Raw genomic sequence first — 24,609 nt, 5'->3', positions numbered from 1 at the left:
CTGGACGCGCTCACTTCGGCCCCCTACGCTCCGCTACGGTGCGGGCCTGCGCCGAGCGCACGGCTGCCTGTGTGTCTCTGGGGCACGGCCCCAGGCCCCACGCCGGGGACACCCCGGACCCCGCGCGCAGGTGAGGCGGCATCCAGACTCCTCCGCGGCGGACGATCGACGACCATTCAGTTTAGGGCAGCCCCACCTCGCGCGGGCCGTCCCGCAGACTCAGACGATCTTGCTCAGGATCGCGAAGGCGAGCACGACGAACAGCAGGACGCGGCTGAGGGTGACGAAGCGGGGCGCGAGCAGGACCGCGGCGCCGTCCTGGGGGCCGCCGATCGCGGGCTGCGGCTCGGGGCGCGGCGTCATGCCGGCCCGGTTCACAGCCGCGACCGCGGCGAACGCCAGGGCCACCACCAGCGCGAGCCCGAGGGCGGGGAAGCGCTCGGTCTGGTCGAGGATCATGTCCGGCATCGCGAAGCTTCCGGCGGTCGATCCGTGGATCACGGAGGGCCGCACGTCCGCCGTGAGCGCGTAGACGAGCACCACGCAGCAGGCGAGGCCGCCGAGCAGCGGACGGCGCACCTTCACGTCGGCCCAGGACCGCCAGGCGCGCGCGGCCAGGTAGACGCCCGCCGCGACGAACACCACCGTCCACGCCGGCCGCGGCAGGGTGCCCGCCCAGGCGGAGATGAGCCCGGCGGCGGCGAGCCCGGCGATCAGGTGCAGCCCCTCGGTCTCGTAGTCCACCGCGCGGCGCCAGCCGCCGGCGATCACCATACGCACCAGTGCGGCGCAGGCCACGGCCACCATGAGGACGCTCAGCAGCGTCGAGAGCCAGATCGGGGCGTTCACGCGGCGGCTCCTTCGGGGAGGGCGGCCGCGGCGGCCGCGGCGTCGGCGGCCGGTCGTCGTGACGGCCAGTAGGCGAGCGCGATCACCGCGAGCAGCGGTCCGCCGTCCGGGTCGGTGCCCATGCCCTGGAACGGCATGCCCAGCCCTTGGGCGAAGACCCAGATCAGCGTGGCGAGGACGACGGCCAGGACGATGCCGGCCCTGGTCACCGCGGGCCACGGCGCGAGCACGCTGAGCGCGACCAGGATGAAGGCGATCCCGAGCAGGATGCCGATGGCGTGGCCGTGCCCGTTGACCGCGCTCGTGGCGTGGTTGAGCAGCGAGGCGTAGCCGGACGGGGCGCCGTCGACGTTCTCCGCGATCGCGTCGGAGAACGCGCCGGGCGTGGTGTTGGCCGGCAGGAACGCGAGGAAGGCCAGCAGGCCCCACAGCACGACCCACACCGCCTGCGCCGCGCGGACGCCGACGAAGCGCGCGGCCTCGCTGCGCTCCGTGCGCTCGACCGGCCACAGCAGCACCGCGAGCACGAGGTAGAGGATGGACGCGCCGGGCGCGTCGAGCGGGCTGGGGCTGCCGGAGGCGAGGCCGCCGAGCCCTTCCGCGAAGAACCACAGGAACGGCACCCACACGATGCAGCCGGCCAGCCCGAGCTTGACCGTGCGCGGCCAGGCGATGGTGAAGCCGATCGCCAGCTCGATGAGCGCGAACGCCATCATCGTGCTGACCGAGTGGCCCTGTTCGATCCGCTCGGCCCAGCGGATCGGGCTGGCCAGCCAGCCGGGCGCGCCGTCCAGGCTCTCACCCAGCGTCATCGGCGCGAAACTCTTGGTGAACATGAACGGCTGCAGCTTGAGCAGCCCGTCCAGCACCCACAGTCCGGCCAGCACCAGTTGGAGCCGGCGGCGCCAGCTCAGCGCCGCACCTTGGTCGGGGGAGCTAGACGGAGCGCCCCCGCGCACCGCGCGAGACAGGGCGTTGGGCATCGTCATGCTGCCATCGTCGCCGACTTTGCTGAGAATTCTCCGAAAGTGAGCACGCCACACCGAGGGAATCGAGCCTGGCAGCGGCTAACGCATCGTGCCGTGGACCAGAATCATGCCGGTGTAGCCCTCGCGCAGCGGCTCGACGCCTTCGTCCGGACGGTAGAGGACGAGGTCGTCGCTCAGGCTCTTGAACACGGCCCGCACCGCGTCCTCGTCGACGCCCACCGCCGGGAACATGCGCCCGCCGATCACGCAGCCGATGGAGCTCTCCATGAACGCGGCCGCGAACGGCGCGCCGGGCTTGAGCAAGGCGCCGAAGTTGCGCACGGCGCACTGGAACTCAGCCGGTTCGGCCGTGATCGACTCGGCGACGAAGAACATCGTGCCCAGATCCCACTGCCGTCCGCCGTCTTCGAGGATGTTCCACCGTCGCACCACCGCCCGCTCGCGCAGCGCGGCACGCGGATCGTCGATCGACCGGTACGGCTCGGAGCGCAGGAGCACATCCCAGAATGCGTTCCAGTTCTCCGAATAGCCAATCACCTCATCACCCAACCATGCGATGTTCGCATCGGAGAAGTCGAGCAGGCTCAGCCGGCTGCAGAACGGCAGCATGGCCAGCGCAGGGTAGAGGTTGGCCCCGGTGCCCACGTCGACCGCGCGGGAACCGGGATCGATGCCGCGGGCGGCGAAGAAGGCTGCGGTCAGCTCGAGGATGCGCCGGTCGTCCTCCCGCAGTTCGGCATAGTTGAGCGCCACGTAGTCCCAGGCGTCGAACGCGTTCCAGTCGTAGTCCGCGTTGGCGGCCATGAGGCTCCTCGATATCGAATGAGTACTCGAATAAAGAGTATTGCGGCGGCATCAGCCGCACAGCAATCAGAATCCTGATTGACCGGTTTTCCGAACTCGACACGGCCGCACCCGGCGCCCGGTCGATCGAGGTGATCGCACACGACGTCGGGCCGTGCTGAAATGGCTTCATGTGCACCGTCGTTCTCGACTTCGATCCCGGATCCCGCGTCCCCGTGCTCCTCATCGGCGTGCGCGACGAGCAGCTCGACCGCCCCTGGGTCGGCCCGGGGCCGCACTGGCCGCAGTGGCCTGACTTGGTCGGCGGCCAGGACCTGCTGGCGGGCGGGACCTGGCTGGCCGTGGACCCCGGCGCGCCGCGTGCGGTCTGCGTGCTCAACGGGCATGGCCGGCACGCGCCCGAGGAGACGCGGCTGTCCCGAGGCGAGCTGCCGCTGCGCTACGCCGCCCGCGCCGCGGAATCAGAGCTCGACCCCGAGCTGAGTCAGGTAGTGGAGGTGGAACGCTACGACCCGTTCCACCTGGTGTGCGTGACGCCGGATTCGGCTCGGATCTGGAGCTGGGACGGGGAGCGTCTGACCGGCCGCGTCCTGGCGCCCGGGCTGCACTTCGTCGTCAACTGCGGGCTCGAGGGCGCCGACCCCGGCGCCGAAGGGCCGGGTGCGCAGCAGATGCACGCACGCATCGCGCATTTCCGCCCGCTGCTGGCCGCGGCGGACCGGCCGGAGCCACTGGCCGGAACGGTCGCGGAGGTCTGGGGCGGCTGGCTGGCGCTCGCGGACGGCGCCGGCCTCGCATTCGAGGACCCGCGGGCGCTGCTGGTGCGGGCCGAGTTCGGCGGACGGCTGGCCGGGTCCTCCTCGGTCAGCCTGGTGGCGCTGAGCCGCGACCGGGCGCGCTACGACTTCCGCGCCGTGCGGGAGGAGGCCGACGGCTGGACGACCGTACTCGACGCGGCCCGGCCGACGATCCGATAAGCCGACCGCGCGCCGCGCCCGACGCGCCGGGCGGCCGGAGTGTCGGGGCCTCGGCCGTCCGAGGGATTGCTAATCTCCGTGATCGAATAGTCGATAGGTGATTTATCTGGACTAAAAGGCGGTATACACATGGGTCGCCAGGTTTCACGTCGAGGACTGCTGCGCCGCGCCGCCGGCACCGTGGCGGCCGGGACCGCCCTCAGCGGCACCGGGATCACCAGCGCCTCGGCCGCGCAGGCTCCGGAACTCGAGCGTCTCGACGCCGAGAACGCCGTCGGCTCCATCGGCGCCGCCGAAGCCGCGGGCCGGTTCGGCAACCTGCGCGTGCTGCCGGGCGACGGCCGGTACGACACCCTCAGCCAGGGGTTCAACCAGCGCTTCACCAGCGAGCCGCGCTACATCCAGCTGATCACCGACGACCAGAGCGCGGTGGGCTCGCTGCGCGAGGCCCTCGGCCGCGGGCTGCGGCCGACGATCCGCGGCGGCGGCCACTGCTACGAGAACTTCGTCGAGAACACCGGCGGCGCGATCCTCGACCTGAGCACGATGAAGGGCGTCACGAGCAGCCGGGACAAGTACGGGCACGCCGCGTACTGCGTCGAAGCGGGCGCCACCAACTGGGACGTCTACTGCCAGCTGTTCCGCAAGTACGGCGTGACCGCGCCGGGCGGCTCGTGCTACTCGGTGGGCGTGGGCGGCCACATCTGCGGCGGCGGGTACGGCGTGCTCTCCCGGCGCAACGGCCTGATCGTCGACTACCTCGTCCAGGTGGACGTCGTCACCGTCCGCAACGGCCAGGTCCGGGTGACCAGCGCACACCGCTCGGATCCGGCCGACTCCCCCACCGGACAGCTGTTCTGGGCGCACACCGGCGGTGGCGGCGGCAACTTCGGCATGGTCCTGCGCTACTACTTCACCAGCGCGCTGCCCACCCCGCCGGCCCGGGTCTGGCTCAGCTCCATCGCCTGGCCCTGGGCCGAGATCCTCAAGCGCCCGAACGACTTCCGCCGGCTGCTGAAGAACTTCGGCGAGTTCTTCGCCGCCCACAGCGGCCCGGACGAGCCGGTCTACCAGGACCTGTTCAGCATCCTGAAGCTGACCCACAAGACCAACGGCAACCTCGGCCTGTCCAGCCACTGGATGCGGGACGAGACCGCGTCCCTGGACGAATACCTCGCCGCGATCCAGGACGGCCTGCAGACCGAGCCGATCGCCCTCACCGACGGCGCGGCCGGCTCCGGGGCCGACTTCGTGGTCGCCGCGGAGAAGCGCCGCCAGATGCCCTGGTTCCAGGAGACCATGACGGTCAACGGCTCCGGGCCCAACCAGCGCGGCAAGTACAAGTCCGCCTACCACCGCAAGCCCTTCACGGACCACCAGATCGACGCGCTCTGGTACTGGCTGACCAAGGACGACCCGAACGCCGACCTGACCCAGACCCTGTGCCAGGTCGACTCCTACGGGTGCCGCACCAACGCCGTCTCCCCGACCGCCACGGCCGTCCCGCAGCGCGACTCGATCATGAAGCTGCAGTACCAGACGTACTGGACCATGCCCGCCCAGGACGAGGCCCACCTGAAGTTCATGAAGGCCTTCTACGCGGACGTATACAGCCCCACCGGCGGCGTGCCCGAGATCAGCGACGCGACCCACGACCGCGACACGGACGGGTGCTACGTCAACTACCCGGACATCGACCTGGGCGTCGCGACGGACCGGGCACCGAAGTACCCCCGGCTCTACTACAAGGAGAACTACCAGCGGCTGCGGACGGCCAAGCGGCTGTGGGATCCGCGCAACGTCTTCCACCACGCCCAGTCGATCATCCCCTGAGCTGATCAGCCTGCTGACGGTCCCGCAGCCAGCCGGAGAGCTCGCGGCAGCGGCTCTCCAAGCGGGTCCACTCGGCCCGGGTGCTCGGACGGCTGGTGGTGAGCAGATCCACGGGAATGCGCCCGCCGGCGGTCACCACGCGCACGATCAGCTGCTTGCCGCCCCGCAGCCGAGCGACGTCGAACCCTTCGATGGCGTCCACTGACACCGTATGAGTCTTGCGGACATTGCGGATCAGGAGTCGGTCCCCGCGCTCTTCCACTCCGACCGAGCTCATGCGCCATACCGGGAATCCCACGCAGACAGGCGGAATCTGCCTGTACAGGACGTAGCCGAGCGACGGGTGGGAGAGCAGACTCAGCACGTCGCCTGCCAGCAGGAAAGCGAAGAACCCCCACCAATACCAGCGGTAGGTGTTGCGGAACCTCAGCGGCGGTCGCATCGGATTTTCAGTCACGGTGCCCCACCATCGCAGGTATCGAATATCGTGTGAAGAGCCCCCGTTCAGCTCTCGACCCGGCCGGCGGCCAACAGCGCGTGATAGCGCAGTACGAGCCGGCCGTCCGGGCCGACGAACTCGTGCGTCAACTCGTCGTAGGCCGCCTTGATCCGCTTGATCGTGTCGGGGTCCTGCCTGCTGATCTTCTGCGAGATCATGCCGACTCCGGCCGCGGCACCGCCCCACCACTCCTCCGGATCGGCCAGATGGTCCCAGCTGAGCGTCTCGCAGCTGACGTCGGCCAGGCCGGCCGCGGTGAACAACCCTGCGAAACCCTCGGGAGTGCGCGGGAAGTCGTACTCCGAAGCGATCCGCGGCAGGCTCGCGGGCGGTTGCGCGCCGGCGGCCTCGGCGGCGCGATCGAAGAGCTCATGGCCCTGTCCCGCCGGGGCGCACCAGATCGTCGCCGCGACCCGCCCGCCCGGCCGCGTGGCCGCACGCATCGCGGCCACGGCCGCGGCGGGCCGGCCCACGTGGTTGACCACGAAGTTCGCCACGACCACATCGAAGCTTCCGGCGGGGAACGGCAGGCCGGGCAGCACGCCCTCGCGCACGTCCGCAGCCGGGGCGTTGCGCCGGGCCAGCTCGACCATGCCGGGTTCCGCGTCCACGGCAGCGACCTCGGCACCGCGGTCACACGCGGCGGCCGCGACCGTGCCGATCCCGGTCCCCACATCCAGCAGCCGCACGCCGGGGCCGACGGCCGCCGCGTCGAGCAGCGCGCACGCCGTGTGCGCGCAGAGCTTGGCGAAGCCGGCCTGGAACGCCTCGGCCCGGCCCGCCCAGATCCGCCGCTCCTCCGCGTCGAAGTCCGTCCCGGCCTCGTATTCGGACATTGCGACTCCTCTTTCCTTGCCCAGCTTGGTGATCACTCCCGTCCTCGGACTCTACCGAACGCGGGACCGAACGCGGGGAGCTACCCGTTCAGCGGACGCCGTCGTCGAACAGGACACTGATTGCCTCGGGGCGTCGCGGATCGCGGCGGGAGGCGACCTGGACCGGCGGCCAGGTCCACTGCAGGTCCGCGCCCGAGCCCCGGGCGAAGCTCATCGTGCCGCGGGTGCCGGCGACCTTGACGCTGGTCAGGGCCTCGGCGACGCGCCGACGATCCGGTCCCCCGACGCGCGCCGCCTCGGCCACCACCTGAACCGAGTCGTAGCCCTCGAACGCGACGAACGAAGCGGGCTCACCGAGATTCCCGGCCAGGCGCTCGGCGACCCGGGTACCCAGCGGCCCGAGCCGAGCGGGCAGGTAGCGCAGGAAGGGGACGTCCGCGCCGTCCTCGCCGAGCAGCGCCCACCACTGCGGCGATTCCGCGCGGCCGGCCGGGTCCCCGATCCGCAGGCCGGCCAGGCGGGGATCCGCCCGCACGGCCTTGACCAGCGAGACCGCCGGCTCCGGATAGCCCACCAGGAGCAGCAGCGCGTCCACGTCACCCGCCGCGACCAGAGCGTCGGTGAGGGAGGTGCCGTTGAGCGACGCGTATTCGAACTCTGTGACGCGCGCGCCGCGCTCGGGAAGGAACGTCCGCAGCAGCCGCGCACCCGCCGACCAGTAGCGATCGGGTTCGATGACGAGGGCGACGTGGCGGTGCCTGGCCGAGACGAGGTAGTCGGCGTAGACGCTCCAGCAATACGACTGCGCCGGCGCCACCCGCGCTACGAGGTCGGTCGGCGACTCGACCACCGCGTCCAGAACCGCCGACGAGCAGACGAACGGCAGCCGCGCCTTCACCGCCTCTCCGGCGGCGGCGTGGGCGACAACACTGTGATATTCCCCGACGACAGCCACCGCATCCCGCGCGGCGAACTCGCGGACCGCGTCCACGGCTCGCCCCGGCGCCCCGGCCGTGTCGCGCAGCAACAGCTCGATCGGACGCCCGCCGATCCCACCCGCCGCATTGATCTCGTCGACGGCCAGCTCGATTCCCGCGCCGAGATGGCGGCCGGCCTCGAAGAAGCCGGGCCGGGTCAAGGGCGCCAGCGCGCCGAGGCGGATCGGCTGCTTCACGGGGGCGGTGGAAGTGGTCTGGATCGTCATGACTTCGAGCATCCAACGCGCCGCCGCCGGGCGGGAGGGGCGGGAATGCCATGTTCCACTAAGATCCGGCCGAGTCGCGGCTCGACACCGACCTTCAGCCCGGATACGGCGACGCGTCCCGTGCCGTGCGCAGAGCGCCCGCCCACCAGACCAGCTGATCGAGCATCAGCTTCGCCCGGTTCGCCGATTCGGAGTCGATCGGTTCGCCATCCTGCCACGCGGTGAAGTAGTTCGGGAAGCCGAGGCCGTCGCGGATGGTCACCGCGTGCAGCTCGGTCAGCACGTTCTCCAGGTGCAGCACCGCGTGCCGGCCACCCGCTGCGCCGCCATAGCTGACGAAGGCGACCGGTTTGGCGGTCCACTGCGTGAAATGCCAGTCGATGGCGGCCTTGAGCGACGCCGGATAGCTGTGGTTGTACTCGGGTGTGACGAGGATGTAGGCGTCGGCATCGGCCAATGCAGCGGTGAGCGGGGCCATGCCCTCGGGGCGCGGGTAGTTCTCGCCGGCGTGCTTGGGCGAGAGCGCGGGCAGCTCGATGGGGATGTCGTAGTCCGCGAGATCGACGACCGCCACCTCGAAACCAGCGTGCTTGCGGGCCTGTTCTGCGACCCACTCGGCGACGGTGGGGCCGAAGCGTCCTTCGCGGACGCTTCCGATGACGATGGCGAGTCTGTACGTGTTCGGCATGCCCACCACACTCCCCGTCTTCGACCCGGGCAACCAGCCCCTGTTCAGGCTGGCCCCGACAGGGCCACGATCCGCGGCCCGCGCACCGGGCCCGGCGCCCTAAGCTCGAGGCATGGGCACTCCGCTGGGCGACTTCATCCGGGCCAAGCGCGACAGCCTCCAGCCGGAGTCGCTGGGGCTGGCGGCGGCGGGCGGCCGACGGCGGGCGCCGGGGCTGCGGCGGATGGAACTGGCCGCCCGGGCCGGCATCAGCGTCGAGTACCTCACCCGGATCGAGCAGGGCCGCGACCGCAATCCCTCGATCGCCGTCGTGAACGCACTCGCGGACGCGCTCAGCCTCGACCCGGTCGAACGCGCGCATCTCAGGCATCTGACGAAGATCACCGGCGGCGTGTGCACGGCCCACCCCGTTCCGAGTCCGCGGGATCGCGACGTGCGCCCCGGCGTCCGCGAGACACTGCAGTTGCTGGAACCGGGTATCGCGGTGCTGACAAACCGGCTCGGCGACATCCTCGACTGCACAAGCGGCTACCGCGCGATCCTCGCCGCCACCGGGCTTTTCGAGTCGCAGGACCCGAACTTCGCCGTCTACGTGTTCACCGATCCCCGCGCACGAGACCTGCTTCCCGACTGGGACGCCGTCGCCGACGAATGCGCCTTCGACCTCTGGCTCGCCCCGACCGTCGAGAGCTCGGCCTGGCTCACGGCCCGACTCGCCGCGCAGGCCGGGGACGCGTTCGCCGGGCGGATCAACCGGCACTTGGTGCCCCCGCGCGGTGAGCTCCGGCTCGACCATCCGGCCGTCGCCGGGCTCCGGTTCCGCCGCGAGACACTCGAACTGCCGGCCGACGGCCAGCAGATCGTGCTCTTCCTGCCGGCCGACGCGGAGACCGCAGAACGCTGCGTGCCCCTGACCTCGCCGGAACAGCGGGTCAGGGGCACGCAGCAGCTGCAAAGGCGTCGGCCGCCTCAGCCCACCACCGAGGTCACGGTGCCGGCCCCGACCGTGCGGCCGCCCTCGCGGATCGCGAAGCTGAGCCCCACCTCGACCGGGGTCGGCCGGCCGAGCGCCACCTGCACCTCGACCGTCTCCCCCGGCCTGGCCACGCCGGACACGCCGAAGTCCATGTCGCCGACCACGTCCGCCGTGCGCAGGTAGAACTGCGGCCGGTAGCCGCTGGCCATCGGCGTGCGCCGGCCGCCGTCCTTCGCCGCGAGCAGGAAGACCCGGGCGGTGAACGCGGTGCGCGGCACGACGCTGCCCGGCGCGGCCACGATCACGCCGCGCCTCACCTGCTCGCGCCCGATCGAGCGCAGCAGCAGCGCGACGTTGTCGCCGGCCTGCGCGAACTCCATCGGCTTGCCGAAGGTCTCCACGCCCGTCACCACGCTGCCGATCGCCTCGCCGCCAGAGCCGACGAGCTCCACCCGGTCGCCGAGGCGCACCGTGCCGCGCTCGACCGCGCCGGTGACGACCGTGCCGCGACCGGTGATGGTCAGCACGTTCTCCACCGGCAGCAGGAACGGCGCGTCGGTGTAGCGCACCGGCATCGGCACCGCCTCGTCGACGGCGTCGAGCAGCTCGCCGATCGCCGCGGTCCACCGCGGGTCGCCTTCGAGCGCGCGCAGCCCGGAGACGCGCACGACCGGGACCTCGGCCCCGGGGTAGCCGTGCGCGCTGAGCAGCTCGCGCACCTCGAGCTCGATCAGGTCGAGCAGCTCCGGGTCGGCTCCGTCCGACTTGTTCAGCGCGACGACGAGGTGCTCGACGCCGACCTGACGGGCCAGCAGCACGTGCTCGGTCGTCTGGGGCATGACCCCGTCCTGCGCGGAGACGACCAGGATCGCGCCGTCCAGCTGCGCCGCACCGGTGATCATGTTCTTGACGTAGTCCGCGTGCCCGGGCATGTCGACGTGCGCGTAGTGACGGGTGTCGGTCTCGTACTCGACGTGCGCGATGTTGATGGTGATCCCACGCCGCGCCTCCTCCGGCGCCCGGTCGATCCGGTCGAAGGGCACGAAGGTACCGGTGCCGCGCTCGGCCAGCACCTTGGTGATGGCGGCCGTGAGGGTCGTCTTACCGTGGTCGACGTGCCCCATGGTGCCGATGTTGACGTGCGGCTTGGTGCGCACGTAAGGCGTCTTCGCCATGATGATGTCCCGTTCCGAATGGTTCCTGACCTGCGGAATCCCTGCCCTGCCCACCGTCCCCGGGCGGGACTCCGTAGGTGGGGTCGGCTTCGGGAACGGTCAGCTTCGGGCGCCGGTGGCTGCTGCTGCGGCCAGGCCCAGGGCCAGAACCAGGGCAGCCTCCACCGCGCCCGCGACTGCGGACAAGAGGGCGGAAGACTGCCGGAACATGTCGACGATGATGCGTTGCCAGCACGGCCCAACGCAACGGATTTTCCGGGTGCTGCGGGCAGAATCGAGTGCCCGCAGCACCTTGAATCGATCTAGACCAATGAGCGAATCGGGTGCCCTCCAGCACCGTCAAACAGCGCTCTGGGACTTCTCAGGGACTCTTTACTCCGGAGCGTCGTCGAGCCACGCGCCCATGACTGAACCGCCCCGGCTTTGCGCCAGGCTGGCGCGATCCCGGTGCGGTTCACCGAGCGCGTAGCTCCAGCCGACGGCTGCCCTGCCTCAAGGATCTGAACCAGCGTTTCGACAGTCCTTGAGAGGTGCTGATACCACTCATCACGAGTCAACACCGATTTCCATCGGCGTGCTGTCCCCTGACGTCCTATCCCACGGTCAAACGACGGTCAGAGACACGCAAGAGGCCCCGTCCGATTTCTCGAACAGGGCCTCTGACCTGCTACTACAACGTCGGGCTGACAGGATTTGAACCTGCGACCCCTTGACCCCCCGCAAAGTGCGGGAGTCGATTCTGCATGTCAGGCGCGGTATACGCGTTCAATGATCCGTGCGATGCGACCGATACCGCGCAAGTCGTGTGTGACCGCGGGCAGCGTGCAGTCCCCGACCGGACCCCGACGCTGACATAGCGCGGCAGGGTGTCACCGTCGCTGACGAGCGTTCAGCAGTCAAGCCCACCCTGGCGTGCGGCATCCGATGCGCACACGAGAGCCCAGGCACGGTTCCGCCGAAACTCGCCACAACCTCTGAGTACACCACGGTCGCGTTCAGTTAGCGTGTGCCTCGGCCCGCGCGAACGTCGTCCACGTCTTCGAACGCATCCACCGTGCCGATCCGTCCCGCGCACGGGCCGCTGCGCACCAAGGGCGCGTCCTCGGCCTTGGCGATCGCCAAGGCCGAGGACGGCAGCGCGCCGGTCCAACGAACCGGCCCGGAGAATGCTTCACGCTGAGCTTGCCGATGACCGTGAGCTGAGCGGACTCCGTCAGCCGCGACCTGCGGCGACCATCTCGCGGGTGATGGACTCGAGCCCGCGTCGCGCGGTCTCCGGGCCGATCCAGACGAAACAGATCGCCGCAATCAAGAGCGGCACCGCGCCGATAACCGCCGTCATCGTGATGGACGGCACGGTTTTCGACGCCACGACGACAGCGAGGATGAGTACGCCCCCCGCCTTGGTCATGCCCGCCGCGAGGCCCGCTCCGCGCGAGCGGATCCGTGTCGGGTACAGCTCGGCCGCATAGCCCGCGACGACGGCCGTCGTGGATCCGACTCCGGCCAGTGGGATGACGAGCAGCACGGAGAGCAGTGCGTGGTCATGAACCAGCCTGTTGCCTTCGAGCACGAAGCCCGCCAGCGCCAATGCGGTCAGCGAAGCCGACGCGACGATGGTCCGGCGGCTCCCCCAGACCTGGTAGAGCCAAGCCACAGCAGCGGTGACCGGCAACCCGAGCAACGCGGCGTTGCGCACGACGTAGTCCGACTTCACCGCCGTGTACCCGAGATGCTGCAGGTTCGTCGGGACCCACTGCTGGAATCCGTAGGTGACGAGGCCCAATCCGATGGCCAGCACACTGATGGCGAGGGTCGGGGCGGCGAAGGAGCCGCGCAGCACGTGGCGGAAGCGATAGTGGCTGCCGCTCTCGGCGTATGCCTCCTCCTCTTGGCCCGCCTCCGGGCTTCGAACGGCCGCGCCATACCGCGCCATGACCCGCTCGGCCTCCTCGCGGCGGCCGGTGGCGAGCAAGAAGCGCGGAGACTCGGGAATCCAGTGGTTCAGCGCGATGAACAGCACACCGGTGGGCAGGCCGATCAGCCAGAGGATCCGCCAGCTGTACGTGGGCGTGAGCGTCGCGGCCAGCCAGCTCGTGACCGCATACGCTGCGGCGGTATTGCCGCCGACCAGCACGACTGCCCAGCCGCGGTGCCGGGCCGGAACAGTCTCGACCATGAGCGCGAAGGCGATCGGCAGCATGCCTCCGGCCCCGATCCCCATGAACAGGCACATCATCAGGTTCCAGCCGTAGCCGGGCATCGCGCCGCAGATCGACGTCGTCATGAACAGGATTCCGGCGAACACGATGGCCGAGCGCCGACCGATCCGATCGGCCAGACTCCCCCAGATCCACGAACCGAGGACGGTGCCCGTGATGCCGACCAGCGGCAGCCAGGCCACCGAGGTGTGGCCGTGCGCATTGGTCGGGGCGAGCAGGTCGTATTCCTTCGCCATGCCGGGTGCCACGAACGAGAGCGCGGTCGGTTTCATCGCGTCGATCGTGACGGCGACGGACAAGACGATCAGCAGCATCACGTGCCGAGCATTGAGCGGGGTCTCGTCGAGGGCACGCACCCGGATGCCCGCCGCGTCGCGGGCGAAGCCGCTCGCGCCGCGGGGAACGAGTCCGTAGAGGCAGGCGAGTAGACCGACCCCGATCAGGGCCATACCGATGATCATCGTGGCGTCTGGCCGCATACCCGCCATGACGTAGTGCATCGAGCGCGTCGAGTAGTACATCGGCAGGTGCAGTCCGACGCCGACCGCGCACATGATGGCGCCCGACCAGAAAGCGAACGGGTGCTCAAATGCTTTGACCCGCACGCGGGCACGGCGCTCGTCCGGCTCCTGGTATGAGATCTCGGATGTCAAAGGTCGTCCCGTCAGCTCGTAGGTGGGGTCATGCGGGCATGCGCTCGGCGATGTGGAGTCGCCATTGTTCGTACGAGGGCTGGGAGCCCCAGGTCTCCGCTCCGTTGGGTTGCTCCATGGTGCAGATCCGAGCCGCCTCGGCGGCCGAGACGCCGCAGAGCAACTGCGCGGCGAGCTCGGTGTGCGGCGTCTCCAGTCCGGCCTCGACTCGGGCCGCTGCGGCGAACGCCGCGCCCTGGCCGAGGAACCGCCGATCCGCGCCCGCCCGCTCCCGCAGCGTCTTGAGCTCACGCTCGTGTGCGCCGCCGGCGTACGTGGCGGCCAGTCCGAGACCGGCATAGAGGTCGGATCTGCGGGCCGGATCGAACCCGTCCGCGAGATCCGCGGCCCGGTCCGCGTCCGCACCGACGACGAACCACATCGCACGTCCGATACCCTGATCGATGGCCCGATTGGCGTACGCGAAGGGCTCGCCAACGGGCCAGGAGCGCCGGGTCTCCACACGCTGCTTCCGCACGAAGTCGTCAGTCCGGAAGTAAGCCTGGTGAAATCCGTATCCGTCGAGAGCGAGCCAGCGAAGCAACGGGTCCGGCATGCGAATCGTCGGCCACAGGAGCCGCGGTAGACGTGCCATCGCCCAACCGGCGCCTACGTACACCATGTAGCGATGGTGTTCGGCCTCGCCCTTCAGGAAATCCTGCAGGTGCCGGGTCGTCCCGAGCGCCAGGCCGTCGCGCACCGCGAAGGCCATGGCAGCGCCCTCATAGGCGAAGCCTTGGAACTCACGCTCGAGACCGCGCACACCCGACTCGACGTCGGCTCGTCCGCGGGACTCGGCCGCCAGCCCGTAGCCGGTGAGGAATGAGGCGCCCACGGTTTCGAGCAGCTCACGACTCGCGTCGTCCTTGGCGTGGAAGCCGCGGGTGGCGAACTTGGTCTCTGACATCGGCGGGGTCAGTACCCTGCGGCGGACCTGACGCAGGGCCCGCATCAGTCCGCTCGCCGGTGCGCGGCAGCGGAGAGGCTTCGGAACGCGCTCTCGAAATAGACTAATGCCCCTGGTTCGCCCGCACGTGAGTTGCTCACGATCTCCCCTAGCAGAATCGAATGGTCGCCGCCCTCGTAGACGGCGTGTAGTTCGCACTCCAGCGCGGCCTGAGCCCCGGTGATGAGCGGCGCCCCGGTGCGTGGTCCGGGTACGAAGACCAGGCCGTCGAACGCATGCCGGCCACGCGCGCGTGCCGGGTCCGCGAAGCGGCGGGCAACGCCCTCCTGTCCGCGCGCGAGGATCGAGACGGCGAACACCCTGGTCTCGGTGATAGAGCCGAGGATCTCCGAGCCGAGCTTGACACAGATCAACAGCAACGGCGGTTCGAGGGACACCGAGGTAAACGCATTAACGGTCATGCCCGCGGGACGCCGGCCGCCCGTCGTCACGATCGTGATGCCGGTTGGGAAACGGCCCAGCGTGCGGCGCAGTTCCGCGCTCCCGGTCTCGGAACCAAGGGAATCGGGTCTTGTGGCGAGGCCGCTCATGACACCGCCCCGCCGAGATGCACGGGATCGGCCGCGCCCGACCGCCGTACCTCCGCATACTGCTCGAGTGCGGTACGCAATCCGGCGGGCACGCGCGTCGGCTTCGTCGCGCCGTTCGGGCCGCGCATGCACGCGATGCGCTGGCGGCCCCTGGCGACGAACTCCTCGCGACCGTCGCCGAGGCGGACGTAGTCGAAGCCGAATTCGATCTGCGTCTGGGTCAGTTCGAACAGGCTCATCCGGATTGAGACCTCGTCGAAGGCGGTGATCTCGGAGATGTACTCGCAATCGCACTTGAGCGTGAACAGCTTGAGGTCGCCGTTCAGGTCGTCGATGATCTCGGGCGCGTACTCCCGCAGGAACAGCTCTCGGCACCGTCCCTGCCAACGGAAATAGTTGACGTAGTAGACGTTCCCGACCAGGTTCGTCTCCTCGAAGCCGACGAGGTGCCGGTACTCGAAGTAGTCGTTTCTCATGCGTGGGCTCCCGACTGGCTGAGCAACGCGAGGACGACCGGGGTCCGGACGTCCCGGAATCGCGCGACGACAGTGCTGATCGTGCTCGTGCCCGAGCGGAGCACCGTCCAGCGACCGGTTGACGGCTCCTGATCGAGCACAAGATCGCCACGCGCGCACCCGATCTTGCGTAGGCACTCCAGGGCACTCCAGACGCGCGTCGCCGACTCGTCGAAGGGCTCCCGCCCGACGGCCGTCAGCCGCTCGGCCAGCGCGAACCCGCCCACGCCGAGCAAATCGGCCCAAGCGGTGCGGGAGCGGGCCGACACGGTCTCGATGTCGCATCCCACGGGTCGCGCGCCCGCGATCGCAAGCGTCACACCGGCCCCGTGCGAGGCGCTGACGTGCTCCGGACCGTCGACTTCGGGCTTGCCGTCGGGGCGGTAGCTCACGGCGGCCGGGCGGCCGAGGGCCCAGGAGACGGCGTCGCGCGTGGATTCCCGGCGGGTAGACGTGCTCACGGGTTCGGTCGTGCGCTCGGGCCAGATCGCGATCCGGAGTTGGTCGGCCCCGGCCGAGACGTGCCTCTCGACGTGGGTCGCGAACAGCGGCGGGGTCCAAGGTGTGTCGTCCGGCAGCGGGCGCACGCTCTTGAGGCAAAGCCCTTGCCAGGTCTCGACGGGCACGCCTGCGCGGTCGCTGACTTCGAGGTCGTAGACGTACGTGTCGCCGTCATGCTTCCGCTCCACGGCACGCAGGATCAGCGGGCCTGTCACGTCGGCCGGGGCCGCGGCATGCATGGTGATGCGCCCGACGCCGACGGGAAGCAGGGTCGCATCCGGGACACACGACTGGATCGCGTGCATGAAAGCGTCTCGTGAGCCGGGGTCGCCCAGGAGCAGATCACCCGGCACGTAGGACGCGAACCAGGGATCCCGGCCGGTGGTCGATATCTCCGTGGTGCACGAGCGCGCGGACAGGCTCGTATACCGACTCACGCGCTGGAAGCGGTGCCCTTGGAAAAGAAATCCGTTGTAAAGGTCTGCGGGGTTGATCGGGATCACGAGATCCGCGAGCCGCCGCTCCTCGATGACCGGGGTCCGTTCTGCTTGATCCTCGTAGGAGACGGTCGCCCGGAAGTGATCGACCAGGAAGCCGGTGTCACTGCTTCTGATCACCGCGTCGATGGCATTCGAGGCTCTGCGCAGGCAGGCGATGCGGATCGTGGTGGTTCCCTGCGGAGCGATCACGATCGGTCGGAGGAACTCGATGTCGCCGAACGACGGCGGGCCTGCGCTCGGCCGCAGTACGCTGGCGGCCTGGGCGAACGCTTCGAGGCTCATCACGGCGGGAAACAGCAGGTCGCCGTCGAGTTCATGATCGCGTAGGTAGAGGTCGCTGGCGGGCGAGAGCTGGGCGTCGACGACGAATTCGACACCCGGGTAGTGGACCTGCGGTTTGTCGACGAAGCGCAGCAGCGGGAGCTCAGGCGTCGGTATCTCGACGGTCGGAGAGCTGCCGAGGCGGCCGCACACGACTACGTTCCCTGACACGCCGGGGTCTTCGAGCAAGCGGTGCAGCATCTCGATGCCCTCGTCCGCGGGAATCGGCTCGATCCCGTCGCGGATCAGGGATTCCAGTACGCCGAGCCGCTCGCCCATTCCCGCGCCTGCCCAGACGGACCATTCGATGTTCAGGCATCGGCAGGCCGGATGCTCCTGCTGGAACTCCATGGTCAGCTCGCCCAGCCATTGGTTGGCCGTCGCGTAGTGAGCCTCTCCGCGCAGCCCCGCCCTGCCGATGATGCTCCCGAAGCTCACCAGAAGCCTGATTCGAGCGGCGTCGACGGCTGCCAGGACATTCTCCAGGCCACGGGTCTTGACCTCGACCGTTTCCCGGAACGCCTGCTCGGTGAGGTTGGCAATCGATTCCGGGACGTTGCGCCCTGCGCCATGCAGGATCGCGGTGACCGTCCCGAGCCCCGTGCCGACCTCGGCGACGGCCCGCGCGACGTCGCCCGCCGAGGTGACGTCCGCCGGCACGTAGAGGCAGCGGATCCCCGCGGCGTCCATGCGTTCGAGGTTACGTGCCAGGTTGTCGTCTTCGCGCGGGGACGACCGGCCGAGCAGGGCGATCGCGGCGCCGGTCCGTTTGGCGAGCGAGAAGGCGCACTCGGCTGTGATGCCCTTCCCGCCGCCGGTGACCAGCACCACGTCGTCTGCGGTGAGCACCGGGGGACCCGACGCGACCGCACGGTTCAGATCCCTGTGCCGCAGTCGGGATACGCTGCGGCGCCCTTCGCCGTCGATGCTCACCTCGGAGAAATCCGCGGTGGATATCACCTCACGCACACACCGGTCGAGCCACGCCGCTTGGGGCTCCTGGCCGGGCTCAGGCTCCTGCAGCAAGGTGATCACCGTGGTCAGGACATGCGGTGCCTCCAACTTCAGCGTCTTGGCGAGGCCGATCGCGGAGCGGCGCCGCCCGATGACGACGAAACGGCTGGGCGTGGAGCCGGCCACCGCCGCACGTGCAGCCGCGAGCATCAGGCCGATCTGATCCTCGCCTCCCCGCGCGGGTAGGCAGAGCAGCACGCCGCCGCCGAGTCCGTCATTTCCGAGTCTCGTGTGCAGGGCGGGGCCCAGCTCGTCGCCGGCGTCCGCGAACAGTTGCCACCGTCCGGGACCGTCGAGGCGCGGGCGGGACGTGTTCACGGCCTCGTCAGCGCATTCGATGTCGAACGCCCTCACCCAGGGGCCGGCTCCGGCCGGAATCTGCGGAGAATCGGCAACGCCGTTGCTTTCCTCCATCGCGTCGAGCAGCCGGCCGATCTCGGTCAGCGTGCTGGTGGCGAAGGCCGTGCTCGCGGTCGGTGGGTCGATGCCGCGTTCCCGGCAGGCCTGGTTGACGAGCTGGCCCACTGTGATCGAGCTCAGATGCAGGTCGTCGAGCGGATTGGTGTTGCCATTCACCGCCTCAAGCGGCAGTTCGGCGCGCTCGGCCGCGAGCCGAATGAGGAGGGCGAGGCTGCTCTCGATCGCCGCGTTCGACGGGAGTTGCGCAGTCTCCTCGCGGCGCGGGGCGCGAACCTCGGTCGAAACCGGCGCGGGAAGACTCACCGACGGGGCGCTTTCGCAGGGATTCGTCAGGAAGACGGGCTCTTCGGCGAGGCGGAGTTCGCGAGTGAACCGATCGCGGAAGAGCTCGTCAAGCTTGATCGGCGTGCCCAGGACGTAGGCCGTCGCCACGGTTTGGAGCAGGTCCGACAGACTCGGGCTGTCAGAACCCAGCGACACGGCCGGCACGTGCGGGGCGATGTCGGCGGCGAGGGTGCTCAGGATGCGGCCGGGACCGACCTCGATGAGCAGGTCGGTCTCCGCCGCCAGGGCTGTTACCGCGTCGGCATAGCGGACGGGTGCTGTGATCTGGCGGGAAAGCAGCTCGACGAGATCGGCGTCACGCGCGATCCGGGCGCCGGTCACCGTGGAGTGGACGGTTCGGTCGAGGTCTCGGAGCCCGATATCGGCGAGGTAATCCGCGAAGGCCTGGGCGCAGGGCTCGACCGAAGGCGAATGGAAGGCATTTGAGACTGCGATCCGGGCCGATTCGAGTCCGCGCTCCGCGGCACGTGCCCGGAGCACCTCGATCTGCGTCCGCTCTCCGGAGATCACGGTCTGACGCGGTCCGTTGTAACCGGCGATGACGATGTCCGAGTCGGCGAGGAGCGGTTCCACGGCCTCGGGGCCCGCGACGATGCTGGCCATCGCGCCGGCGCCGACGCTCAGGTCGGCCATGATGCGCCCACGCTCGACCGCGATGCCCTGTACAGTGCGTTCGTCGAACGCGCCGGCCCAGTGCAGGGCGGTCAGCTCACCGAGGCTGTGGCCGCAGACCGCGTCGGCCGTGACGCCGAGCGTGGCCAGCACCCGGAGAGCAGCGAGCGAGGAAGCGAGGATCCGGGGCTGGGCCGCCGCGGTGTCGGCGAGATCCGCTGTGCCGGGCGCCGGAGTCCCGGCGAAGAGGTCTTCGGTGACAGGGAAGCGGCGGCGGAGCGCGCCGCCGTCGGCCGAGCGGCCCGCCCCCTGACCGGGGAAGAGGAATCCGACGCGCGGTGCGGACCGGGCGACGCCGGCGAAGATCCCGTCGGCCGGTTTGAGGAGCGACGTGGCCCCGTCGTCGATCGCGTCCGCGATCCGCAGCATGCGCCGTTGCGCCTCCTGCGGCGTCGAGGCCACGACCGCCGCCCGGAACGACCCGTCTCCGCTCAGCTGACGCCGCAGGTGATCGGCCGTATCCGCGAGTTCGCACTGTGCCAGCCGCTTCATGGCGTTCGCGGTCGCGCGCAGGCGTCCGCTCAGCAGTTCCGGTCTGGCCGCTTCGAAGGTCAGGATCTCGCAGTCCTGTCGAGCAGAGGACAGACGCGCGGCATCGGGCTCCTCGACGCTCCGGGACCGAGCCCGGGTCTCCTCTATAGCGATATGCGCGTTGATTCCGCCGAAGCCCATGGAGGAGACGCCGGCGCGCGCCGGACCGTCCGTCGGCCACGGCTCGGCGCACGTCGGCAGCCGGACTCCGAAGTCCGGCTCCGCCAACAACGGCTGCGGATCGCGGTTGCCGGTGACCGGCGGGACGGTGCGGTGCCGGACCGCCATCAGGGCCTTAATCAGCCCCGCGATTCCGGCCGCCGCCTTTGTGTGGCCGATGTTCCCCTTGACGGTCCCCAGGGCGAGCGGCGGTGATCCGGGCCCGGCGGCGCGGCGGGCCTCGCTGAGCGCGCGCAGCTCGGTGGCGTCGCCGATCGCGGTGCCGGTGCCGTGCCCCTCTACGTAGCCGAGCGTGTCGAACCCGAAGCCGGCCATGGCGTAGGCGCGATCGATCGCGAGGCGGTGCCCGTGCACTTCGGGGCGGGTGATCCCGCCCTTGCCGTCGGATGAGACGCCCCAGCCGACGATCGAGGCGTAGACCGGCTTGCCGAGCGCTATCGCGTCGGCCTCGCGCATGAGGACGATCATGCCGCAGCCCTCGCCGGGCCAGAACCCGTTCGAGTCGCGGTCGTAGACGCGCATCTCGTCGCGGGCCAGGGCGCCGGTCTTGGCAAAGCCGATGAGCTCGAAGGGGTCGATGCTCAGGTCCACTCCCCCGGCGACGGCGAGGTCGAGGTGCCCTTGCACGAGTGAGGAACAGGCCGTGGCGACCGAGATCAGCGACGAGGAGCACGCGCCGTCCACGGTGTAGCCCCCGCCCCCGAAGCCGAAGTGGTTGCAAATCCGGCCGGCGATGGTGTTGGCAAGGCCGCCCGCGAGAGTGTCCTCGTCGATCTCGGGGAACGGGCTCTTGTAGGTCTGCTCGAGTTCCGCCAGGAAGGGCGCGAGCTCGTCGTCGCCCCATCCCTTGCCGCGTAGGGCCGCGGCGACGGTGCGCCGAACGTACGGCCAGCGCACCCGCATCACGTTCGCCCGGCTGAACTCACCGGTGAGGCTGTTGCCGACGACGACACCGGCGCTCAGCCGCCGCGTCCCCGTGCCCTCCGGGAATCCCGCGTCGGCGAGGGCACGGGCCGCTGTGTCGAGCGCGAGCCAATGGGTCATGTCGGTGGACCGGTAGGTGCTGCCAGCCACCCGGAACCGCACGCGGTCGAACTCGAACCCCTTGAGCAGGGCCGCCTTCGCGGCATAGTGCCGGTCGGGCGCCTGCGGATCGGCGGAGAAGTAGTCTGCGGCACGCAGCCGTTCGTCCGGGATGCGCCGGAAGGCCTGCCGTCCGGCCAGTACGTTCTCCCAGAGGGCTGCAACCGAATCCGCGTCGGGGTAGCGGCACGCCAGCCCGACGACCGCGATGCGTTCGGTCATACTGCCACCTCGGCGGGCTCAACGGCGGTGGCGCGGGCGGTGCGGCGGCCGCTCACGTGGTGTGCGATCCACCACCCGAGGCCGCGGCCGAGGCAGACGATCGCCGTCGCGTAGAAGAGCGTGTACACGACCTGGAACTCCATCAGAATTCCGTACACCACCGCGACCGAGGCGCCGAAGGTGAACTTCGGGATGCCCTTGGTCGGTGTGGTCCCCGGGTCGCTGATCATGTAGTTGCTGAACAGTACGAATGCGACACCGGTCATCGGGCTCAGCGCCGCGACCAGGGCGACATGCCAGATCCAGTGCCGGACGAACGCCTGGATCGCGAACCCACCCATCCAGCCGACGATGAGCGCGGTCTTCTTCGTAAGCTGGGCGTTGAGGACGGTCCCGGCCGTGGCGATGACGATCGGTATCAGGATCCGGAAGTACGAGTCGGCCTTCTCGGTGAACTCGTAGGGCGGGGCGATGCTCACCCACGAGCCGAAGCACAGCAGCGTGACCACGATGCCGAAGTTCGACGGATTCATGTAGTGGCGCATCCGACCGCTGATCGGTGCCTGGAAGACGTGCTTCGCCGACACCCCGACGACCACGCCGAAGAAGATCGGCAGGATCTGGTTGTTCGCGTAGAGCAGCATGTTCACGGCGAGCGCGGTGATGTGCGACGGCAGGAGGAACTCGTACACCCCGCGTACGCCGCGACCGCGGAATCGCATGCTGCGGCGCTGCGACCAGGCGCTCAAGCACTCGAAGGTGAGTTCCGTCGCATAGGCGACGGCCACGCAGAGGATCGGCCACAGCCAGGGCTGCTCGAATCCCAGGAGGGTGTATCCGAGGACGTTGAACGCGGTGATCGACAGGGCGAAGTTGCGTAGCGCGAGGTAGCGCGGATCCTTCGGCACCTGCGCGCGCTCCGGGGCAGCGGGAGCGTGAGCGGTGTCGGCGCTGGAGGGCGTGTGAACGATGGCTGTCATGAGTTCGGTATCTCCGCTGCGCTGTCGGTCAGCATCAGGTCATGGCGTCCCGGCTCGAGGCTGAGGCTCTGTTCGTGGGCCCGCCCCTCGCTGTCGCGCCAGGAAAGGTGCGCGGTGACCTCACCCGAGTAGGAGCCGAGGCCGAAGTGCACATCGAAACTCCGGAAACCGCCGTGGCCGCCGCCTCCGTCGAGCTGGGAGATCTGCCGGCCCGACGGCGTCGAGATCGTCACCGTGGTTCCGTAGGCGGGGCTTCCCGGCCCATCGAGCCCGCTCGCGGCGGCGGTGTCCGTTCCGGCCGAGGGCCGGTACAGCTCGAGTTCCAGGTAGTTGCCGACTGCGGGCGCCTCGTTTGCGTAGAAGGCGGGCGCGCCCCACTGGCGGGCGACGGCGAAGTCGAGTCGGCCGGTCCCGGTGGTGTCGGCGGTGGCGATGCCGCGCGTGGGCGTCTCGACGTCGAGGCCGAGCTGCGCATTGACGTTCACGTAGGTACCCTGCGCGTTGCGGGCGAAAAACCCCAGCGACTCGTGCCCGGCGAGGTCGGTGCCGGGCGTGAAGTACGGCCACATCGCGGGATTGGACAGGAGATCGTCATTGGCCATGGCGGTTTCCTGGAGCCAGTTCCAGCGGTCCGTGTCGCCCTTGACGAACCCGTTGGCCTGGATGACCTCCTGCTGGCCGTCGTTCAGGAAGTCGCCGGACTTCACGTCCCAGCCCCAGCCGTTCCAAGCGAGGCCGTACTGCTGGGCCTCCTGGTCGAACGGCGCGAGGCCGCGCGCCAGGTCGCTCGCCATCTCGCTGTCCGAGGACGTCTTGTTGACGAAGACGAAATTGCTCTCCTCGAGCCCGTCGGGAACGGTGATGTTGCTGACCAAGATGTCAAATCGGCCGGTGCCATCGAGGTCCGCGAAGTCCACGCCCATGTCCTTGAACGAGCTGTTCCCGAGGACGAAGGACTTGGGAGTCGTCGGCGTGCGCACGCCCATGGTCGCGGTGAAGCTGATGTGGCCGGGCGTGGACCGGTTGTAGAGCAGGGTCCCATGCCCGAAGTCATTGGCGATGTAGACATCGGGGCGTCCGTCACCGGTGAGGTCGGCACCCGAGATCGCGAGCGTCCACCCGGTGTCGTCGCCGTATGGGATCGCCTTCTCGACCGGCGTGTACTCGACCGTCGGATCGGCGCCCGAGGTGGCGCCGTACCATTGGTAGACGAGATCGCCGCCGCCGTTCTTCGCGCTGGAGAGCGAGTTGAGCATGGTGACGTTGTCAGGGCCGGCGGCGTCGAGGACGGCCGAGTCAGGGAAATAGTTGCCGACGATGATCGACGGATGTCCGCTGCCGTCGAGGTCTCCTACGTAGACCGCATCGGTGTTCCACTGCGGCCCGTTGTAGCTGCCGTTCGGGCTGTAGTTCGACACGAGTTCGCGCGCCACGTACGCGTTCGCGGCGGGAGTCTCGGCCGTGGACCTAGGCAGGAAGAGGATCGGTGTGCGCCCCCAGTAGGTGACGAGGAAACCGATCCGCCCGTCACCGGTGAAGTCCCCCGGCGTGCACCCGGTCGGTGCCATGGTGTTTCCGTCGTAGGGCAGCGGAGACGGATCGAGGACGAAGGGCGTGAATCGGTCCGCGGCCGACGCGGTCGGCGTATAGGTGACGACCACATCGTTGGTGCGGGTGTCGACGATGCACATGCCGTCGGCGCGACCGTGGCCGGTCACGTCGTTGATGGCGATGCTCGCGCCGACCGAGGATATCCAGGCGTCGATCTGCTGAAACGCCGGATTCACCGTGCGGATGGTATTCATATGTTGATTGTTGTAACCGGGCGGCATCGCGATGGGCATCTGCACGAAGCGGAAGGGCGCTGCCGCCTGTGCGGCGCCGCCGACAGCGACGGCCTGCTGGGCGGCGACGAACAGCGATCCGCACAGGACCAGAGCCGTGCAGGCCGGGGTGAGCCTACGGAGCCGTTCTCGCAGATTCATGCGTTTCCTTTCTCATCCCCTGCTCGGGCTATCAGCTGCTCGGTATGCACGTCGCACCCGGAATCCGGGCCGGTGGAAACGCGCAGATCGGGACGGGCA

Annotated in this window: 18 protein-coding genes and 1 pseudogene; 4 read left to right on the top strand and 15 right to left on the bottom strand. The window is 69.5% G+C overall.

Features of this window, described 5'->3' with window-relative positions:
- Positions 1 to 219: 219 nt before the first annotated feature.
- The 3 genes from ACTRO_RS40560 to ACTRO_RS40550 form a co-directional block, all read right to left on the bottom strand.
- The gene (locus ACTRO_RS40560) at positions 220 to 849 is read right to left on the bottom strand and encodes a hypothetical protein (protein WP_034271779.1); all 630 of its coding nucleotides are present in this window, start codon (positions 847 to 849) and stop codon (positions 220 to 222) included.
- A complete protein-coding gene (locus ACTRO_RS40555; RefSeq protein ID WP_157436721.1) occupies positions 846 to 1,838 on the bottom strand; it encodes a hypothetical protein in 993 nt (330 codons plus the stop codon). Before ACTRO_RS40555 ends, ACTRO_RS40560 begins: the two co-directional genes overlap by 4 nt.
- 78 nt (positions 1,839 to 1,916) lie before the next feature.
- Entirely contained in the window at positions 1,917 to 2,642 is a 726-nt protein-coding gene (locus tag ACTRO_RS40550; RefSeq protein WP_034271775.1) for an SCO2525 family SAM-dependent methyltransferase, read from the bottom strand.
- Positions 2,643 to 2,812: 170 nt separating this feature from the next.
- Between ACTRO_RS40550 and ACTRO_RS40545 the strand changes: the two genes are divergently transcribed.
- Both ACTRO_RS40545 and ACTRO_RS40540 read left to right on the top strand, forming a co-directional pair.
- Positions 2,813 to 3,619, top strand: a complete 807-nt coding sequence (locus tag ACTRO_RS40545) for an NRDE family protein (RefSeq protein WP_034271773.1) — start codon at positions 2,813 to 2,815, stop codon at positions 3,617 to 3,619.
- A gap of 129 nt (positions 3,620 to 3,748) precedes the next feature.
- Complete coding sequence (locus ACTRO_RS40540; RefSeq protein WP_084316908.1) at positions 3,749 to 5,452, top strand: FAD-binding oxidoreductase; 1,704 nt, start codon at positions 3,749 to 3,751, stop codon at positions 5,450 to 5,452.
- On the opposite strand, the gene ACTRO_RS40535 is transcribed toward ACTRO_RS40540, so the two are convergent.
- From ACTRO_RS40535 to ACTRO_RS40520, 4 genes are all read right to left on the bottom strand, one after another.
- Positions 5,442 to 5,909, bottom strand: coding sequence for a hypothetical protein (locus tag ACTRO_RS40535; RefSeq protein WP_157436720.1), 468 nt, complete (start codon positions 5,907 to 5,909; stop codon positions 5,442 to 5,444). The two genes, ACTRO_RS40540 and ACTRO_RS40535, sit on opposite strands and share 11 nt — an antisense overlap.
- Before the next feature lie 47 nt (positions 5,910 to 5,956).
- Positions 5,957 to 6,787 (bottom strand): class I SAM-dependent methyltransferase, encoded by an 831-nt coding sequence (locus ACTRO_RS40530; RefSeq protein WP_034271769.1) that lies wholly within the window; start codon positions 6,785 to 6,787, stop codon positions 5,957 to 5,959.
- Between the two features lie 88 nt (positions 6,788 to 6,875).
- Positions 6,876 to 7,991: an ABC transporter substrate-binding protein gene (locus ACTRO_RS40525; protein WP_051452154.1), complete on the bottom strand. Its 1,116-nt coding sequence runs from the start codon at positions 7,989 to 7,991 to the stop codon at positions 6,876 to 6,878.
- 94 nt (positions 7,992 to 8,085) lie between these two features.
- Complete coding sequence (locus ACTRO_RS40520; RefSeq protein ID WP_034278942.1) at positions 8,086 to 8,679, bottom strand: NADPH-dependent FMN reductase; 594 nt, start codon at positions 8,677 to 8,679, stop codon at positions 8,086 to 8,088.
- Positions 8,680 to 8,791: 112 nt separating this feature from the next.
- Between ACTRO_RS40520 and ACTRO_RS50145 the strand changes: the two are divergent.
- Positions 8,792 to 9,601: pseudogene (locus ACTRO_RS50145) on the top strand (helix-turn-helix domain-containing protein); the annotation flags it as partial.
- A 47-nt stretch (positions 9,602 to 9,648) separates the two neighbouring features.
- Here the strand turns inward: ACTRO_RS50145 and tuf are convergent.
- Positions 9,649 to 10,830: an elongation factor Tu gene (gene tuf, locus ACTRO_RS50140; protein WP_034271767.1), complete on the bottom strand. Its 1,182-nt coding sequence runs from the start codon at positions 10,828 to 10,830 to the stop codon at positions 9,649 to 9,651.
- A 1,054-nt stretch (positions 10,831 to 11,884) separates the two neighbouring features.
- On the opposite strand from tuf, the gene ACTRO_RS50605 reads away from it, so the two are divergent.
- Positions 11,885 to 12,010 carry a hypothetical protein gene (locus tag ACTRO_RS50605; protein WP_281177941.1) on the top strand — a complete coding sequence of 42 codons (126 nt, stop codon included), beginning with the start codon at positions 11,885 to 11,887 and terminating at the stop codon, positions 12,008 to 12,010.
- Between the two features lie 33 nt (positions 12,011 to 12,043).
- Here ACTRO_RS50605 and ACTRO_RS40510 read toward each other — a convergent pair whose 3' ends face one another.
- Genes ACTRO_RS40510 through ACTRO_RS40480 form a run of 7 tightly spaced genes read right to left on the bottom strand, consistent with a single transcriptional unit; the run spans position 12,044 to position 24,510 of the window.
- Entirely contained in the window at positions 12,044 to 13,705 is a 1,662-nt protein-coding gene (locus ACTRO_RS40510) for an MFS transporter (protein WP_051452153.1), read from the bottom strand.
- A 28-nt stretch (positions 13,706 to 13,733) separates the two neighbouring features.
- Entirely contained in the window at positions 13,734 to 14,696 is a 963-nt protein-coding gene (locus ACTRO_RS40505; RefSeq protein WP_034271765.1) for a DUF1702 family protein, read from the bottom strand.
- The gene (locus ACTRO_RS40500) at positions 14,696 to 15,241 is read right to left on the bottom strand and encodes a flavin reductase family protein (RefSeq protein WP_034271763.1); all 546 of its coding nucleotides are present in this window, start codon (positions 15,239 to 15,241) and stop codon (positions 14,696 to 14,698) included. The genes ACTRO_RS40505 and ACTRO_RS40500 overlap by 1 nt, the downstream gene beginning before the upstream one ends.
- Positions 15,238 to 15,717: an acyl-CoA thioesterase gene (locus ACTRO_RS40495; protein ID WP_034271761.1), complete on the bottom strand. Its 480-nt coding sequence runs from the start codon at positions 15,715 to 15,717 to the stop codon at positions 15,238 to 15,240. The genes ACTRO_RS40500 and ACTRO_RS40495 overlap by 4 nt, the downstream gene beginning before the upstream one ends.
- The gene (locus tag ACTRO_RS40490; RefSeq protein WP_034271758.1) at positions 15,714 to 21,545 is read right to left on the bottom strand and encodes a type I polyketide synthase; all 5,832 of its coding nucleotides are present in this window, start codon (positions 21,543 to 21,545) and stop codon (positions 15,714 to 15,716) included. The genes ACTRO_RS40495 and ACTRO_RS40490 overlap by 4 nt, the downstream gene beginning before the upstream one ends.
- Entirely contained in the window at positions 21,542 to 22,525 is a 984-nt protein-coding gene (locus ACTRO_RS40485; protein WP_034271757.1) for a hypothetical protein, read from the bottom strand. The genes ACTRO_RS40490 and ACTRO_RS40485 overlap by 4 nt, the downstream gene beginning before the upstream one ends.
- Complete coding sequence (locus ACTRO_RS40480; RefSeq protein WP_051452152.1) at positions 22,522 to 24,510, bottom strand: CRTAC1 family protein; 1,989 nt, start codon at positions 24,508 to 24,510, stop codon at positions 22,522 to 22,524. The genes ACTRO_RS40485 and ACTRO_RS40480 overlap by 4 nt, the downstream gene beginning before the upstream one ends.
- Positions 24,511 to 24,609: the final 99 nt, after the last annotated feature.

Source organism: Actinospica robiniae DSM 44927 (genome assembly GCF_000504285.1).
Taxonomy (GTDB): Bacteria; Actinomycetota; Actinomycetes; order Streptomycetales; family Catenulisporaceae; genus Actinospica; species Actinospica robiniae.
This window is presented reverse-complemented; position numbering and strand designations above follow the sequence as displayed.